Origin of the sequence: Savagea faecisuis (assembly GCF_042675605.1) — a bacterium.
Classification (GTDB): Bacteria; Bacillota; Bacilli; order Bacillales_A; family Planococcaceae; genus Savagea; species Savagea faecisuis.
Genome location: NZ_JBHTJF010000001.1, coordinates 125033 through 138857, shown reverse-complemented (window position 1 = coordinate 138857; position 13825 = coordinate 125033). Strand labels below are relative to the sequence as shown.

The following is a 13825-nucleotide window of genomic DNA, read 5'->3' as shown; positions in this document are numbered from 1 at the left end:
CTTTATCCATTATAACGTTCTCATGCGAGATTGCCTATCGTTCTATAATTGAAAAAAGCTCTCCTTTCTCAAAACGAGAAATGGAAAGCCTTCTGTTCGAGCAGGCAAACATAAGATGCTTGGTTTCTTAAATTTGTCCGCTCAATGTCCTAGCTTACATATAGAAGCTGTATTTATTAGTTTACTTGCTTTCGAACTGACATTCAACCTCTTATGAAAAACTATCGATAAAATGTCACGCTTTGTTCATATTATACTCTTAATTGTTCGTGTAACTCCGCTTCGCTACGCTCCCACATTTCTGCGTTATGTTCCTCTAAAAATTTCGCCAATACGCGCTTTGATGCGTCATCCATTTGGTCGACGATAATGCGTCGTTTCATCGAACGGTCTAAATTGTTCACGTGATCGGCTAAAATTTTATATCCGCGACGTTTTTCACGATTGACGACGAGTTCACATGCAGTCATTCCTGCGTAGTACGGTCCTTCTTCTTTAAAGTCGATCGTCACCCAAACGAGCCAGTACGGTTTGCCACCTTCTGAATCCGCTCGGTCGTTCGTAAATTTAATACCGCGTTCTGTCGGGCCACGCGCATGCATCGCGCCAACTTCAATATATGCTTCCTCTTCTTGAACGTCGATGAAAAGTGGCGTGACGTTCTCAAGTGAAATCGAACCGATTCCGAACCCTTTATGTCCGTCTGTCGGATCATCTTTTATAATCGTAAAAGACATTTTTTTATTTGACATCATTTTTTACCCCCTTTAATTCTGCTATACTATATACTATACCGAATATTAACGAAAAGAGGGAAATCAAATGCCAATTGTAACTGTACAAATGTTAGAAGGACGCACGGAAGAACAGAAACGTGAACTTTGCGACAAAGTGACACAAGCTGTGTCGGAATCAGTAGGCGCACCTGCTGAAGGTATTTGGGTCGTCATTGAAGAAATGAAAAAAGAAAACTTCGCAAAAGGCGGAAAACGCATTAGCGACCAGTAAAAAAAAGAAGGGATCCCCCTTCTTTTTTTATTGGACTAATTTCGCAAGCTCTTCGATATAAACGAACGCTTCTTCAAATTCTTCATCCGTATAATTCAATTTGTTTTTCACGATTTTCACTTTCTCAATTTGCGCTTCTTTCGACAATTCGTCGAAGTAGTATAAAGTCGAAACGAGCTCTAAAAAGCGCGAACTTTTCGACTGCATGCTTGTAATCAGTGCTTCTGGAATGAATTGTTCATCCGTAAACGTTTCCGCAAATTCAAGGCCTGTCGCTGTCGCTTCGTAACGATAAACGACGTACGACCCTTTATCTTCTAACGCTTCTTGTAAAAAACCGAGTTCACACAATTCTTCAATACGACATGTCAGTTCTTCTGAATAAGGACCGTACATGTGTAATTGATATTTTTCATTAAAAGGGACTCCACAACGCTTCGCAATATAAATCATCTTTTGTAATTTTTTTCGTCCGCGCACTTCTGTCGCTTTGCGAATGAATTGGACGAGCTTCGCATGATCTTGTAACACGTTCACCACTCCTATTTCTCACCGATCAATTGCAATATCGCTGCATAGTGCGGATTCGTTTCCGCTCCACGCTGTAACACATCTTCTGGATAATATATTTTATGGTCTGTTCGTCTTTTCCCCGAAATCGCTTCGACAATCTCAGACTTTCGAGACAATTCTTGTAAGGTGCCATCTGGCATTTGTAAATGAATCGGAATGCGTTCATTCTCTTCTCCAGTCCGGTAAAAGTCGTAAGGCAAATCGGAAGAAGAATCCGTCACTAAATAATACGTCGGATCGAGTCCAGCACGTTCAAACAACTTTTGGAGTTCACCGAATTTTTGGTACTCCGTCGCGGGGTCAAATTCCGCATATTGAAACAGACGTCGATTAATGAATCGCGTACATAAATCCGATAAAATCGCATCTTCTTCTCGCTGCCAAAGTTGGAAAGTAGATAGTAAAATACTTTCATCTAGGGCAACATAGTCTTGCACTGTCACACACTCTTTGAAAAACGGAATGAACAAAGTCGGTTCCGATTGGAATATGTACCCTTCTTTATATAACTGTCGCGCACGATGCAAAATTTTAATTAAAATGACTTCTGCACTGCGTGATACCGGATGAAAATATACTTGCCAATACATTTGATAGCGACTCATAATGTAATCTTCTACCGCATGCATCCCGCTATATTTAATGACCGCTTGTTCTTCCGACGGACGCATAACACGCAAAATGCGCTCCATGTCGAAATGGCCGTAACTGACCCCAGTATAATACGAATCGCGCTGCAAATAATCCATACGATCCGCATCGATTTGACTCGAAATTAAACTGACGACTAATTTATCATGATACGTCTTTTCGATAACATTCGCCACTCGTTCCGGAAAATCAGGTGCGACCCGTGACAGCACTTCATTCACTTCCGTATCGCCGAGCAAAATCGCTTGCGTATACTGTTCATGATCGAGCTCGAATACATTTTCAAAAGCGTGTGAAAACGGTCCGTGTCCTAAATCGTGAAGCAAGGCAGCACAAAGTGTGACGAGGCGTTCTTCTTCTCGCCATTCTGGACGTCCTGTAAACACATCGTCGACGATGCGACGTACGATTTCGTACACGCCGAGGGAATGTTGAAAACGGCTATGCTCCGCTCCGTGGAAGACGAGATATGTCGTACCGAGTTGGCGAATGCGACGCAAACGTTGAAATTCTTTCGTTCCGATCACATCCCAAATGACACGGTCACGCACGTGGATGTAATGATGAATCGGATCTTTAAACACTTTCTCTTCTGTTAGTTTTTGTTCGTGATATGGAATCATCGCACACCTCCTGCAATGCCTATGATAGTAAAAAGCTCAACACTTACGCTGAGCCCCGTTCATTTAGCGAATAACTTCTCATTTCTTTTGAAAATCCGTCTTAAATAATAATCATACCATGTCAGTTCTTCATCTGTGAATGGATGATTTTCGACTCGTTCCGCAAGTAAGTGAATGAGTCGCTCCGTACGATGTACGATGTCCGCTACTGTAAATTGTTCATTTAACAATTCATTTAACGATGCCATCACTTCTGGCTGTACATTAGGATAAACGAATTTCGTCTCTTCTCCTTGCAAGCCGATGTCATACAATTCACGGACGAATGCGGCACGTTCGCTTCCGCTTCCTTCAATGCTTAAATAAATTTGTACCGCGATGCCATTGCGAACACGTCGCTGCGAAATGCCTGCAAACTTTTTGCCGTCGATGCTTAAATCATAGCTTCCTGGACAGTATGAGCCGACAATTTCGTACGCCTCAATCCGTCCTTCCGCTTCTGGAAAGAGCATTTGGACAAATGCCAACATCGCTTCATATCCGTCGTTAATGTCAATTGATCCGACATCTTCTGGGAAGACGAGTGTAATGTTCAATACCCCGTCATCTAATGCCACCATTAAACCACCTGAATTGCGTACGATCGGCGTATATCCTCTCGTGCGACAATAATCCATCATCTCTTCTACATATGGTAAGCGATAATCTTGAATGCCGAGCACGATCGTCTGGTCGTGCACCCATGTGCGAACGATCGCCTCACTCATTTGCTGGCCAACGATGTGACATAACGTATCGTCTGTCGCAAACGATTCTAATGCTGAACGTGAGCGCGAGATGAGCGATTCATCCATGTAACGCCACGTCTTTCGATATAACATACGTTCAATTTGATCCATTGTGCTTCTCCCTATCGTTCAAATTCTTCTTTTAGCATATCAGCTTTTTTCCATAGACAAAAGAAACAGTTGTAAAAAGCTCAGGAAGAAGTCGATTCGTTCGTGGCAAATTGATGACAGGGGGACTTGAAAGCATAACTTTTAGTAAAGATGTGCTACACTTGGCTTGAAACTATTTTTAAAGGAGAGTTGACTAAAGTGAATGAAGAAATGAAAAAAGAGCTCGCAAAGTCCGCACAATTGGCGAACGAAGCAGCTCAAACTTTAGATGGTTGGTACGTATTACATGATTTGCGTTCTGTAGATTGGGCGAGCTGGAGAATGCTTGCACAAGAAGAACGTAACACAATCGTTCAAGAATTCGTTGCGTTTTTAGACGAACTCCAAAAAGCAGACGACGAAAAAACAGGAAGCCACGCTTTCTATACAGTAATCGGACAGAAAGCAGACTTCATGTTAATGATGCTTCGTCCTACATTAGATGAACTTCAAGCGCTTGAAGCGAAATTCAACAAGCTTGCAATTGCAGACTTCTTAGTGAAAGAATACTCATACTTCTCAGTCGTTGAACTTTCAAACTACTTAGCTGGTGAGTCTGACGAAGATCCATACGAAAACCCATACGTTCGTGGACGTCTTTACCCTGAACTTCCACGTCGCCCTTACATTTGCTTCTATCCGATGGATAAAAAGCGTGAAGGCAATGACAACTGGTACATGCTCGATATGGAAACACGTCGTAAACTCATGTACAGCCACGGCTTAATCGGACGTAGCTACGCTGGAAAAGTAAAACAAATCATCTCAGGTTCTGTCGGCTTAGACGATTATGAGTGGGGCGTTACACTTTTCGCAGACGACGTTCTCCAATTCAAAAAATTAATTTACGAAATGCGCTTCGATGAAGTGAGTGCACGTTACGGCGTGTTCGGTTCATTCTTCGTCGGTCATTTACTCGATGGCGACGATCGCGCACAATTTTTCGCTCTATAAGTCATACAAAGCACCGATTCTACTTCAACTAGGATCGGTGCTTTTTTTGGACTTGTTCTTCTTTAGTGTAAAAAGTGTAGATGAACGGAAGATGAACAAAAAACGCTCTACTTCATTCAAACAAATGAAGTAGAGCGTCTATATGAAGATTATCGCTTAATAATCGCCACGATAAATAAAATCCAGCCGATCATGAAGAGTACGCCACCGAGTGGTGTAATGAGACCGAATTTCCCGAGGCCGCCTCCTGCGATTGTCGTCACATATAAACTACCTGAGAAGCAAATGATCCCGAGAATGAATAAGTTTCCTGCCCATTTGAGCATCGGTGTTTCACCGAAAAATGATGAACTCATTAACACTCCGACGACGAGTAATGCGAGGGCGTGGTACATATGGTACTGAACTCCTGTTTCCCACACTTTTAAATATTTATCTTCAACTTTTCCTTCTAAGCCGTGCGCTCCGAAGGCACCGAGTGCAACGCCAATGACTGCGTTAATCGCACCTGCTATTAAATAAAATGGCATGTCTTCCGACTCCTTTTTCAATTTTTTACTAGTTTCTAGTATATCACTTTCGCACGAAAGCTTTATGAATTTAACATGAATAAAAACAAACTAAAAATCGAATAAAGAATCACCATTCGCATCATCTTCTTCTAAACGAACAGATGGTGCTGCCGCTGTAACCGGGAGTGGATTGGATTCCGACGTGACAAATGTAGCAGTAATTGGTTGTACAGTTAAAGCTGCAGCACTTGCTGGACGGCTCGCTCCCCCTAGCGCAGCATTGCACAATGCTTGAATCGCTGTGAGACGGGCTCGAATGTCTGCTGTTTCAGATGTCGTACGAGCACTTTTTAATTGTTGTTCAATTTCGTTTAAAATAGCTTCATAATTCATGAACGATTTCCTTCTTTCGGTGCATATTTCATACAAGGTAAACCTGACGAACGTAAGACGACCGCTGACGGGACTTCACGCGTTTTAAATCCGTATGCTTCACAAGCTCTCGGATTTTGGCGTTCCCACGTCACGCGGAAATAACGACAACGAAAACAGTTCGGCTTTACGGAATGGGCCATCCGATACTCACCTTCTCCCAATCAATCGGTGCAAGTCCTGCTTCCTGTAACGCTTCATTCGTACGGCTGTAAGGACGGCTTCCGAAAAATCCACGACTCGCACTGAGCGGACTCGGATGTACTCCTTCAACGATGACATGTTTTGATTGATCGATGAGTGCTTTTTTCTTTTTCGCTTCATTGCCCCATAAAATGAACACGACACGTTCGTCTTTTTCATTCAATTGACGAATGACTTCATCCGTCACGACTTCCCAACCTTTTCCTTTATGTGAGTTCGGCTCGCCTTCACGTACTGTGAGCACCGCGTTTAGTAAAAGAACGCCTTGTGTTGCCCAACCTGTTAACGTTCCTTCTGTCGGAGCGTCCACTTGAAGGTCTGCTGCGAGCTCTTTAAACATATTGCGCAAACTTGGGGGTAATGCAACCCCGGGTTTCACAGAGAAACTCATCCCGTGCGCTTGATTCGGTCGATAATACGGATCTTGTCCGAGAATGACAACTTTCGTTTTTGAAAATGGCGTGCATTTGAGAGCTGTCCATATGTCGTCCATCTCTGGAAATATCGTCGCTGTCGCATATTCTTCGTTTAAAAACTGGCGCAATGCTTCGTAAGAAGATGATGCGAAAATGTGCTGCAGGCGCTCATCCCAGTCATTGCCGATTAATTGTTTCAAGACATTCACTCCTTATATTCAATAGTTACAGTATACCCTTCAAATTGAAACAACTCACGGATGAGACGTTCGGCGTTTTTCTCCGCTCGTTCGAGTACTTGCTGTTGTTTCGCCTCTTCTTGCACGAGCTTCACGGCTTCTTCTGCCAACTCGTAAGCTTCATTAATCGTCGCTTCTGAACGGAAAAGCCCTTCTGAAGAATAAATGTCGACACGTTCAAAGTCGAGGTTAACACCGCCTAAAAAATCCGCGTGCGGAATTCGGAAGAGTACCGTTTTTTCTTCTTCATCGATGATGAAATCTTCTTCTTTCACTTGTGATAAGTCAATTCCTGCTTTCACCGAGCCTGGAATGACAACGAGTAGTTGTCGCTTCGTTCCTGGTAAATTGATGCCGATCGATTGGCCGAACACTTTATTATCTTCTCGTTCGATAATGACTTTCGTCACCGCTTCTGCCGTCGCAAGTTCCGATACGTCTCGAATTTGTTCGAGCACTTGCGATTTGCGTTCTTGCATCGATGAACCTAAAAATAATGAATAAACGAGATAAACGATAAGACCTGTTATGAGAAACATACCGAACACAACGGTCCAAATAATAGGACGTTTCTTTGATGAATTCATTCGTTTCACTCCTTTTCTTCGTATAAGCATAAGAAAGTTTCATTCTTTTTACAACTTCAAACACGAGTTCGTCGCAATTTAAAATAGGCTTCTTTATAATATATCTATAAGGGAGGAATCATGATGCAAATTGTACAAGTCAATCCATTACAACAAGAACTAAACAAGCTTGCGAACCGCCCCGTTTACATCCATTTAGAAACGACGAATGGTGCATATGCGGCGCATTTCCAAGAAGGTTTTTTTAATAGCGGTGCGTTCATCCGCAACGTACAACTGAACTATTCACTCGGGAAAGTAACACCTGACTATCCCCATCGCGTCGGCTTAAAATTAAATGGCGGCTGGGTATATGCGCAAGGGATTACCCATTATATCGTAGACGAAGAAAATCGTCTCCTCATGGCAGGACTCGACGGAGAAGGCAAACTTGCCGTCAGCTTACAAATTAGCGAAACGCCTTTCGCCCAATAATAAAGGAGGAATACTATGTTAGAGAAAGAACGTCACGTACTCGTCATTTTGCCTCATCCTGATGATGAATCATTCGGATGTAGCTTAACATTATCGAAATATCGCGAACTCGGAGTGCCTGTCACTTACGTCTGTTGGACACTCGGTGAAATGGGACGCAACTTCGGCAATCCCCCATTTGCGAATCGCGAAACATTGCCAAGCATTCGAAAAGAAGAATTGATGAACGCTTGTCGCGCGATGAATGTTGAAGATGTGCGACTCGGTGGCTTACGCGATAAAACATTAGAATTTGAAGATGATGAAGAAATGACGCAAAAAGTAGCGGCGTATATCGATGAATTACAACCGTCTGTCATTTATTCCTTTTATCCAGGATTTTCTGTCCATCCGGATCATGAAGCATCCGCACGTGCGGTCATTCGTGCAGTCCGAGCACTTCCAGAAGACGAACGTCCGAAACTTCATTTAATCGCATTCGCAAACGACACGGTCGAACATATTGGAGAGCCTAATATTCATCATTATTTACCTGAAATGGCGAAACAGAAACAAGCAGCGCTTGAAGCACATGCTTCTCAAACGGCGCTCGTACTCGGCAACTTAAAAGACGGTATCAAAAAAGGTATGCCGGATGCGACTGCTTATTTCGAAAATGAATATTTTTACACATACGATTGGTCTAACGATACGGTCGAATAATTTGATATACTAATACGCATAAGGAGGACTAAACTGCAATGAAAAATATTATCAAATATAATCATATATTATAAAATGTATCCATGGAAAAGATTTATAAACCAAAAGAATTTGCTTCTATGCTCGGTGTGGCAGTTGTTACACTTCAGAGATGGGACAGGGAAGGAAAATTAATTGCTTATCGAAACCCTAAAGGAAGGAGATATTATACACATACTCAATATGAAGAGTATGTGGGAATTCGTGGAAATAAAGTAGGTAAGACAATTATTTATGCCAGAGTCTCAAAATGACCAATATTGGCAGTGGTTTAAATTATAACCGAAAAAATAGAATGAATTGATTGAATTAACACAACAAAAAGAGGTTCATCAAATTATTATTTCTCACAAAGATCGCTTTGTTCGTTTTGGTTACGAGTGGTTTGAGCAGTTTTTAAAGAAAAATGGTGTGGAAGTCATTGTGGTGAATAACGAAAAACTTTCTCCACAAGAAGAACTTGTTCAAGACCTCATTTCAATTATTCCTGTGTTTTCTTGTCGGATTGACGGATTAAAGAAATACAAGAAGAAAATCAAGGACGATGATGAGTTATGAGAAAAGCATTTAAAACAGAAATCATGCTCACAGATGCGCAACGTCAAAAAATCAATCAAACCATTGGCACGTGTCGATATGTTTATAATTTATACCTTGCCACTGCACAACACCACTATAAAGAAACGGGTAGCCACTTATCAGGCTATGATTTTTCAAAATGGTTAAACAATGTGTACGTAAAAGAGCAAGATTGCTGGATAAAAGATGTATCCAGCAAAGCGGTAAAGCAAGCGATTATGAATGGTGACCGTGCATTTAAAAACTTTTTCAAAGGCTTGGCGAAATTCCCGCGCTTTAAGAAGAAAAAGGACCAGCACGTCAAAGCGTATTTTCCGAAAAACAACAAAACGGATTTACTGGTCGAGCGTCATCGTATCAAGGTTCCGACGCTCGGCTGGGTGTGTTTAAAAGAATATGGTTATATTCCATGTGACGCGGTTGTAAAAAGCTGTACGATTTCACAAAAAGCAGATCGTTACTACATCTCGGTGCTTTGTGAAATGGCATCACAACAAGCTGAACACTTGCCCGAAATGGACGGCATCGGTGTAGATGTTGGATTGAAGCAGTTTGCGGTATGCAGTCATCATAGAGACTATGAAAATATTAATAAAACGTCAAAAATTAAAAAGCTTGAAAAGCGTATGAAACGACAGCAGCGCAAGCTTAGTCGTAGCTATGAACAAAATAAACATCGAAAGAGAGGTGAATTCTGCGCTAAAAACAGGCAGAAGCAAATCCTACGTTTGCAGAAACTGCATGCTAGATTGACGAATATTCGAAAAGAATATATTCGTTTTGTTGTCAATGAACTGGTGAAAGCCAAACCAGCATATATCACGATTGAAGATTTAAACGTCAAAGGCATGATGAAAAATCGCCATCTCGCCAAAGCAATTGCACAGCAAAACTTCTTTTATTTCAAAGAATATTTACTCGCTAAGTGTAAAGAAAATGGCATTGAGCTACGACAAGTTGACCGTTTTTATCCATCGTCGAAATTGTGCTCGTGCTGTGGGGCGAAAAAGTTGAAGCTCAGCTTGTCCGAGCGTACATTTGTATGCGATGAGTGCGGCATTGAAATCGACCGTGACTTTAACGCCAGTTTAAATTTAAAGTATGCAACAGAATACAAAGTATTAACATAACGAATCTTTGTATATGTACGGTGGGCTACATCGGAATTGACGCTTGTGGAGTGTTACACAACCCGTAGTAGCGAGCAAGTGGCGAGGCGGAACACGTAGAAGCAAGAAATAATCTAGCATTATCAGATGAATATATTTGATCATGTTTTTAGTAGCAGATGACGATTTGTGAGAAGTTTACCTTTTATGCGTATTTTATTATTAGTAGGACTCGGAATTGTACTCGCGTTCACATTTGAATCGCTCGGCTTGCCGACGTATGTGACGATCGGTGCTATTTTTTTAGTGTTCATGATCATTTCAGTCAGTTGGCCATTTTACATCATTTACAAAACGAATAATTTAAAACTCGTCGATCGCTACATGAAAAACAATGCGAAACGTCCAATTTTTAATTATTCTTATCAACTAGCACACGGGACAGATGAGGAAGTAATCAACGCGCTTCATACGATGCTCGAGCGCTTCCCGCAACCTGAAATGCAAATGGTGTACAAAGGGAATTTAGCGATTTTCGAAAAAGATGCGGACGCTTTACAAGCGCATGCTGAAAGCTTATCCCCTTCTGAATATCGCGTTTATTTTTTACTCATTGCGCACGCGATGCGTGGAGAGTTTGAAGAAGCTCGTCTTTACGAAACGAAACTAACGTCTCCGTGGACACGCTTTTCTGCAGCGTCCCTCATCGCTCATTACGAAGGCGATGAAGCGACAGCCGAACAGCAATTTCAGCAGTTAATGAACGTGACACACGGCATGCAGAAATATACGTTGTATCATTCTTTTCAACGATTGAAAGCTTAAAAAAGCTGGCCTTTTAAAAAAGGTCAGCTTTTTGTCATTCATTTAAAAGGTAGTGATCGCGCTCTGGAATGAGGCGTTTTAACACTTTCGTGCTGTACGGCATCGCCAGTTGAACGAAAGAACCGAGCCCGAATGCGATGAGTACTGTTCCGATACCGACAGGTCCGCCGAGGAACCAACCGCCGATTGCGACGAGCACTTCCATGAGCGTACGTGCTGTATTAATGCTCATATTTAACTTATCCATAAACAATAACATTAAACTATCGCGAGGCCCTGCACCTAAATTCGGAGCGATGTAAATGCCGACACCGATTCCCATGACGATGACACCTAAAACGAAACTCGTTAAACTTGTAGCGAATGTCGGCGTTTCTGGCAAAACGAGCAAACTAATATCGATAAACGTTCCGATGACGACCATATTGATCCACGTACCGATTTTCGGAAACTTGCGTGTAAATAATGCAGTAATGAGTATAATTAAAAAACCGGTAATGATACTCCACATACCGATCGTTAAGCCAATCGTTTCCGTTAAGCCGTAATGAAATACATCCCACGGCCCGATGCCGAAACGTTCACCTCGAATCGTCATTCCAATCCCAAAAGATAAAATAATCATGCCACCTAAATAAAAGGCCCATCTCCAAAATACTGTGCGATTCATTAAACGTTCGACTCCTCTTCGACAATGAGCGATGTGAATTTCGCCTCTGTGACATCCGCTAAATCGAGTGGTGAAACGACCATTTGCAAGCCGACCTTCCCAGCGCTCACAACGATCGTTTCTTGTTCTTTCGCTCGCTCTTCTATATACGTTGGAAATAACTTTTTCATACCGACTGCCGCACATCCACCGCGTACGTATCCTGTTTCTTTCGTCAATTCACTGAGAGGGAGCATCTCGATTTTTTTCACTCCGACGGCTTGTGCTGCTTTTTTTAAGTCGAGTGTTTGATCGACTGGAATGAGAAAAACGAAACGTTCACGCTCATGCATCGCAACGAGTGTTTTGTACACATGTTCAAAAGCTTCCCCCGTCTTCTTTGCGACAGACGTGCCGTCAATTTGACCGTCTTCCACTTCATATTCTTTCAATTCAAATGGTATTTTCTTCTGTTCGAGTAGACGAACTGCATTCGTCTTTTGTATTTTTTTCTTCGCCATAAACCTCGCTCCTTTCGTTCTATTTTACATGAAATGTACGAAAAAAACCGCCTCTTCGATTTCGAAAAGACGGCTTCCGTTATGCGACGTAACTGACATTTGGCGCATAAGGTAACGATAATAAATTTTGTTGTGTCGTATACGTTCTCGTTGCGACTGATTCATAAGACGGAATCTCTGGTGGGATATGTTGCGCAACCCACGGCTGTTTCGCAAGATTACGAGCGAGGTTGTGAAGTGCGATGACCGATTCTGCATGGCGAATCGCACTTGACGCTTGACCGTGAAGAGCGGTATCTGTAGGGCTCGAGAAGTCACTTTCCGCTTCCGCACGAGCATCTCCCCACGTACGAATCGTTTCTTCTAACGTTTGTCCGAGCGGGAGAGGAACTTGCTTCACTTGACCGACTTGTAGCTTTTGTTGATCCTTCACCGTCTCTAACGCTTCTTCTTCTGTTAACGTTCCGAGAAGTAACGCTTCTAATCGTTTAACGAGCGCTTCTTTAGAATCTTTCATACTCGTTTGCGTCGTATACGCTTGTTCCGCATTTTTGCGACGCACCGTATCGTAACGGTTTAACTTATCTTGTGCAACTGCTGATAAAATCGCATTCATTTCACTTCACTCCTTTCCCTTATTTATCAAATAATTGTTTTAAAGCGTCAGCTAATGCTGTGTTCACTGGTTCATCATCTTGTTGTTTCATATATTTTTGTACCGTTCGTTTATCTGCTTTCGCATGGGTCGATTTTTTACGACGCTTTTCAAATGCGGATAGTTTTTCACGATGACCGCATGAACAAACGAAAATACGTCCTTCTCCTTCACCGCGTAATTGTAATTTTTTACGGCAATTCGGACAACGCGCATTCGTCTGTTGCGAAACATTTTGACGATGGCCACATTCTCGATCTTGACAGACGAGCATGACACCGCGTTTTCCGTTGACGCGAAGTAAAAATTTCCCGCAGTCTGGACATGTTTTTCCTGAAATATTGTCGTGCTTAAACTTCGTTGTGTCTTTCTTTATATTATTTACAGTTTTTTCAGAGAAGTCAACCATTTCTTGGATAAATGCTTCTTTTTTCATTTTTCCGTGAGCGATTTTTGTTAAATTCGTTTCCCATTCTGCTGTTAATGCTGGAGATTTGAGCTCTTCTGGGACTAACTTCAATAATTGACGGCCTTTTGACGTAGTGTACAGCTCATTCCCTTTTTTCTCGATGACAAACATTTGGAAAAGACGTTCGATAATTTCAGCGCGCGTCGCGACTGTACCGATTCCTCCTGTTTCTTGCAATGTTTGAACCGCTTGTTTCGACTCGCCTTGCATGAAGGCTGAAGGGTTTTCCATCGCTGCAAGCAATGTTCCTTCGTTAAAGCGTGCAGGTGGTTTCGTTTCCCCTGATGTGCGATGTAAAGAGCGAATCGGGAGTTTCTGCCCTTTCGAGAAACTAGGTAGTAATGTCGATTCTGTCAACGTCGACTCCGTTACTGCACGATGACCGAGCTTCGTCATTTTTTCACCACGCGCTTTAAACGTCTCATCTCCTACTCGAATCGTCACCGTCATTTGTTCGAATTCCGCAGGTCCTAAAAATGTTGCGAGGAAACGTGCGGTAATTAAATCGTACAGCTGTTTTTCGCTACCTGATAAACTCATATAATTCGGTGGCTCTTCCGTCGGGATGAATAGGAATAGGTAACTTTCCACTTCGGCATTATCCGTTAAGTGTACTTGTTTTCCCCTCCTCCACACCGTACGTGAGAGTTTCCCCTCATACGGCGT

At 42.3% G+C, this 13825-nt stretch carries 19 protein-coding genes and 1 pseudogene; 7 read left to right on the top strand and 13 right to left on the bottom strand.

The genetic code is table 11. The features are described 5' to 3' along the window. Positions 1–251: 251 nt before the first annotated feature. Positions 252–752, bottom strand: coding sequence for a YwhD family protein (locus tag ACFQ0V_RS00720; protein ID WP_381008719.1), 501 nt, complete (start codon positions 750–752; stop codon positions 252–254). Between the two features lie 70 nt (positions 753–822). Between ACFQ0V_RS00720 and ACFQ0V_RS00715 the strand changes: the two genes are divergently transcribed. After that, positions 823–1008 (top strand): 2-hydroxymuconate tautomerase, encoded by a 186-nt coding sequence (locus tag ACFQ0V_RS00715; protein ID WP_381008717.1) that lies wholly within the window; start codon positions 823–825, stop codon positions 1006–1008. Positions 1009–1035: 27 nt separating this feature from the next. On the opposite strand, the gene ACFQ0V_RS00710 is transcribed toward ACFQ0V_RS00715, so the two are convergent. The 3 genes from ACFQ0V_RS00710 to ACFQ0V_RS00700 are packed head-to-tail and all read right to left on the bottom strand — an operon-like array spanning position 1036 to position 3745. Next, the gene (locus ACFQ0V_RS00710) at positions 1036–1539 is read right to left on the bottom strand and encodes a YwgA family protein (protein ID WP_381008716.1); all 504 of its coding nucleotides are present in this window, start codon (positions 1537–1539) and stop codon (positions 1036–1038) included. A gap of 11 nt (positions 1540–1550) precedes the next feature. Continuing rightward, positions 1551–2855 carry an HD domain-containing protein gene (locus ACFQ0V_RS00705; RefSeq protein WP_381008714.1) on the bottom strand — a complete coding sequence of 435 codons (1305 nt, stop codon included), beginning with the start codon at positions 2853–2855 and terminating at the stop codon, positions 1551–1553. Positions 2856–2914: 59 nt separating this feature from the next. Further along, on the bottom strand, positions 2915–3745 hold the full coding sequence (locus tag ACFQ0V_RS00700; protein WP_381008813.1) for a lipoate--protein ligase family protein: 831 nt from the start codon (positions 3743–3745) through the stop codon (positions 2915–2917). 219 nt (positions 3746–3964) lie between these two features. Between ACFQ0V_RS00700 and hemQ the strand changes: the two genes are divergently transcribed. Beyond that, positions 3965–4747 carry a hydrogen peroxide-dependent heme synthase gene (gene hemQ, locus ACFQ0V_RS00695; protein WP_381008811.1) on the top strand — a complete coding sequence of 261 codons (783 nt, stop codon included), beginning with the start codon at positions 3965–3967 and terminating at the stop codon, positions 4745–4747. 149 nt (positions 4748–4896) lie between these two features. On the opposite strand, the gene ACFQ0V_RS00690 is transcribed toward hemQ, so the two are convergent. From ACFQ0V_RS00690 to ACFQ0V_RS00670, 5 genes are all read right to left on the bottom strand, one after another. Then, positions 4897–5277 carry a DUF423 domain-containing protein gene (locus ACFQ0V_RS00690; RefSeq protein ID WP_381008712.1) on the bottom strand — a complete coding sequence of 127 codons (381 nt, stop codon included), beginning with the start codon at positions 5275–5277 and terminating at the stop codon, positions 4897–4899. Positions 5278–5367: 90 nt separating this feature from the next. After that, complete coding sequence (locus ACFQ0V_RS00685; RefSeq protein WP_381008710.1) at positions 5368–5652, bottom strand: YwdI family protein; 285 nt, start codon at positions 5650–5652, stop codon at positions 5368–5370. Next, positions 5649–5834: a uracil-DNA glycosylase gene (locus ACFQ0V_RS00680; RefSeq protein WP_381008708.1), complete on the bottom strand. Its 186-nt coding sequence runs from the start codon at positions 5832–5834 to the stop codon at positions 5649–5651. The genes ACFQ0V_RS00685 and ACFQ0V_RS00680 overlap by 4 nt, the downstream gene beginning before the upstream one ends. Next, complete coding sequence (locus tag ACFQ0V_RS00675) at positions 5819–6511, bottom strand: uracil-DNA glycosylase (RefSeq protein WP_381008706.1); 693 nt, start codon at positions 6509–6511, stop codon at positions 5819–5821. The genes ACFQ0V_RS00680 and ACFQ0V_RS00675 overlap by 16 nt, the downstream gene beginning before the upstream one ends. A 5-nt stretch (positions 6512–6516) precedes the next feature. Next, entirely contained in the window at positions 6517–7137 is a 621-nt protein-coding gene (locus tag ACFQ0V_RS00670; protein ID WP_381008705.1) for a DUF4230 domain-containing protein, read from the bottom strand. A gap of 123 nt (positions 7138–7260) precedes the next feature. Between ACFQ0V_RS00670 and ACFQ0V_RS00665 the strand changes: the two genes are divergently transcribed. The 5 genes and pseudogenes from ACFQ0V_RS00665 (at position 7261) to ACFQ0V_RS00645 (ending at position 10865) form a co-directional block, all read left to right on the top strand. Continuing rightward, complete coding sequence (locus ACFQ0V_RS00665) at positions 7261–7611, top strand: YojF family protein (RefSeq protein ID WP_381008704.1); 351 nt, start codon at positions 7261–7263, stop codon at positions 7609–7611. Between the two features lie 15 nt (positions 7612–7626). Then, entirely contained in the window at positions 7627–8313 is a 687-nt protein-coding gene (gene bshB2, locus ACFQ0V_RS00660) for a bacillithiol biosynthesis deacetylase BshB2 (RefSeq protein ID WP_381008702.1), read from the top strand. 83 nt (positions 8314–8396) lie between these two features. After that, positions 8397–8910: pseudogene (locus tag ACFQ0V_RS00655) on the top strand (IS607 family transposase). Continuing rightward, complete coding sequence (locus tag ACFQ0V_RS00650) at positions 8907–10061, top strand: RNA-guided endonuclease InsQ/TnpB family protein (protein ID WP_381008700.1); 1155 nt, start codon at positions 8907–8909, stop codon at positions 10059–10061. The pseudogene ACFQ0V_RS00655 and the gene ACFQ0V_RS00650 overlap by 4 nt, the downstream one beginning before the upstream one ends. 186 nt (positions 10062–10247) lie before the next feature. Beyond that, complete coding sequence (locus ACFQ0V_RS00645) at positions 10248–10865, top strand: hypothetical protein (RefSeq protein ID WP_381008698.1); 618 nt, start codon at positions 10248–10250, stop codon at positions 10863–10865. 34 nt (positions 10866–10899) lie between these two features. Here ACFQ0V_RS00645 and ACFQ0V_RS00640 read toward each other — a convergent pair whose 3' ends face one another. The 4 genes from ACFQ0V_RS00640 to ACFQ0V_RS00625 all read right to left on the bottom strand — a co-directional run bounded on the left by ACFQ0V_RS00640 (position 10900) and on the right by ACFQ0V_RS00625 (position 13750). Then, positions 10900–11535: a YczE/YyaS/YitT family protein gene (locus ACFQ0V_RS00640; protein ID WP_381008697.1), complete on the bottom strand. Its 636-nt coding sequence runs from the start codon at positions 11533–11535 to the stop codon at positions 10900–10902. Then, positions 11535–12035, bottom strand: coding sequence for a Cys-tRNA(Pro) deacylase (gene ybaK, locus ACFQ0V_RS00635; RefSeq protein ID WP_381008695.1), 501 nt, complete (start codon positions 12033–12035; stop codon positions 11535–11537). The genes ACFQ0V_RS00640 and ybaK overlap by 1 nt, the downstream gene beginning before the upstream one ends. Before the next feature lie 79 nt (positions 12036–12114). Then, positions 12115–12651, bottom strand: a complete 537-nt coding sequence (locus ACFQ0V_RS00630) for a hypothetical protein (protein WP_381008693.1) — start codon at positions 12649–12651, stop codon at positions 12115–12117. A 19-nt stretch (positions 12652–12670) separates the two neighbouring features. Further along, positions 12671–13750: a DNA topoisomerase gene (locus ACFQ0V_RS00625; RefSeq protein ID WP_381008691.1), complete on the bottom strand. Its 1080-nt coding sequence runs from the start codon at positions 13748–13750 to the stop codon at positions 12671–12673. Between the last annotated feature and the right edge of the window lie 75 nt (positions 13751–13825).

Excerpts from the sequence above, each read along its gene's own strand:
- ACFQ0V_RS00720 (WP_381008719.1), bottom strand. The coding sequence starts at position 752 with ATGTCAAATAAAAAAATGTCTTTTACGATTATAAAAGATGATCCGACA.
- ACFQ0V_RS00715 (WP_381008717.1), top strand. The coding sequence starts at position 823 with ATGCCAATTGTAACTGTACAAATGTTAGAAGGACGCACGGAAGAACAG.
- ACFQ0V_RS00705 (WP_381008714.1), bottom strand. The coding sequence starts at position 2,855 with ATGATTCCATATCACGAACAAAAACTAACAGAAGAGAAAGTGTTTAAA.
- hemQ (WP_381008811.1), top strand. The coding sequence starts at position 3,965 with ATGAAAAAAGAGCTCGCAAAGTCCGCACAATTGGCGAACGAAGCAGCT.
- ACFQ0V_RS00690 (WP_381008712.1), bottom strand. The coding sequence starts at position 5,277 with ATGCCATTTTATTTAATAGCAGGTGCGATTAACGCAGTCATTGGCGTT.
- ACFQ0V_RS00685 (WP_381008710.1), bottom strand. The coding sequence starts at position 5,652 with ATGAATTATGAAGCTATTTTAAACGAAATTGAACAACAATTAAAAAGT.
- ACFQ0V_RS00680 (WP_381008708.1), bottom strand. The coding sequence starts at position 5,834 with ATGGCCCATTCCGTAAAGCCGAACTGTTTTCGTTGTCGTTATTTCCGC.
- ACFQ0V_RS00670 (WP_381008705.1), bottom strand. The coding sequence starts at position 7,137 with ATGAATTCATCAAAGAAACGTCCTATTATTTGGACCGTTGTGTTCGGT.
- ACFQ0V_RS00665 (WP_381008704.1), top strand. The coding sequence starts at position 7,261 with ATGCAAATTGTACAAGTCAATCCATTACAACAAGAACTAAACAAGCTT.
- bshB2 (WP_381008702.1), top strand. The coding sequence starts at position 7,627 with ATGTTAGAGAAAGAACGTCACGTACTCGTCATTTTGCCTCATCCTGAT.
- ACFQ0V_RS00650 (WP_381008700.1), top strand. The coding sequence starts at position 8,907 with ATGAGAAAAGCATTTAAAACAGAAATCATGCTCACAGATGCGCAACGT.
- ACFQ0V_RS00645 (WP_381008698.1), top strand. The coding sequence starts at position 10,248 with ATGCGTATTTTATTATTAGTAGGACTCGGAATTGTACTCGCGTTCACA.
- ACFQ0V_RS00640 (WP_381008697.1), bottom strand. The coding sequence starts at position 11,535 with ATGAATCGCACAGTATTTTGGAGATGGGCCTTTTATTTAGGTGGCATG.
- ybaK (WP_381008695.1), bottom strand. The coding sequence starts at position 12,035 with ATGGCGAAGAAAAAAATACAAAAGACGAATGCAGTTCGTCTACTCGAA.
- ACFQ0V_RS00630 (WP_381008693.1), bottom strand. The coding sequence starts at position 12,651 with ATGAATGCGATTTTATCAGCAGTTGCACAAGATAAGTTAAACCGTTAC.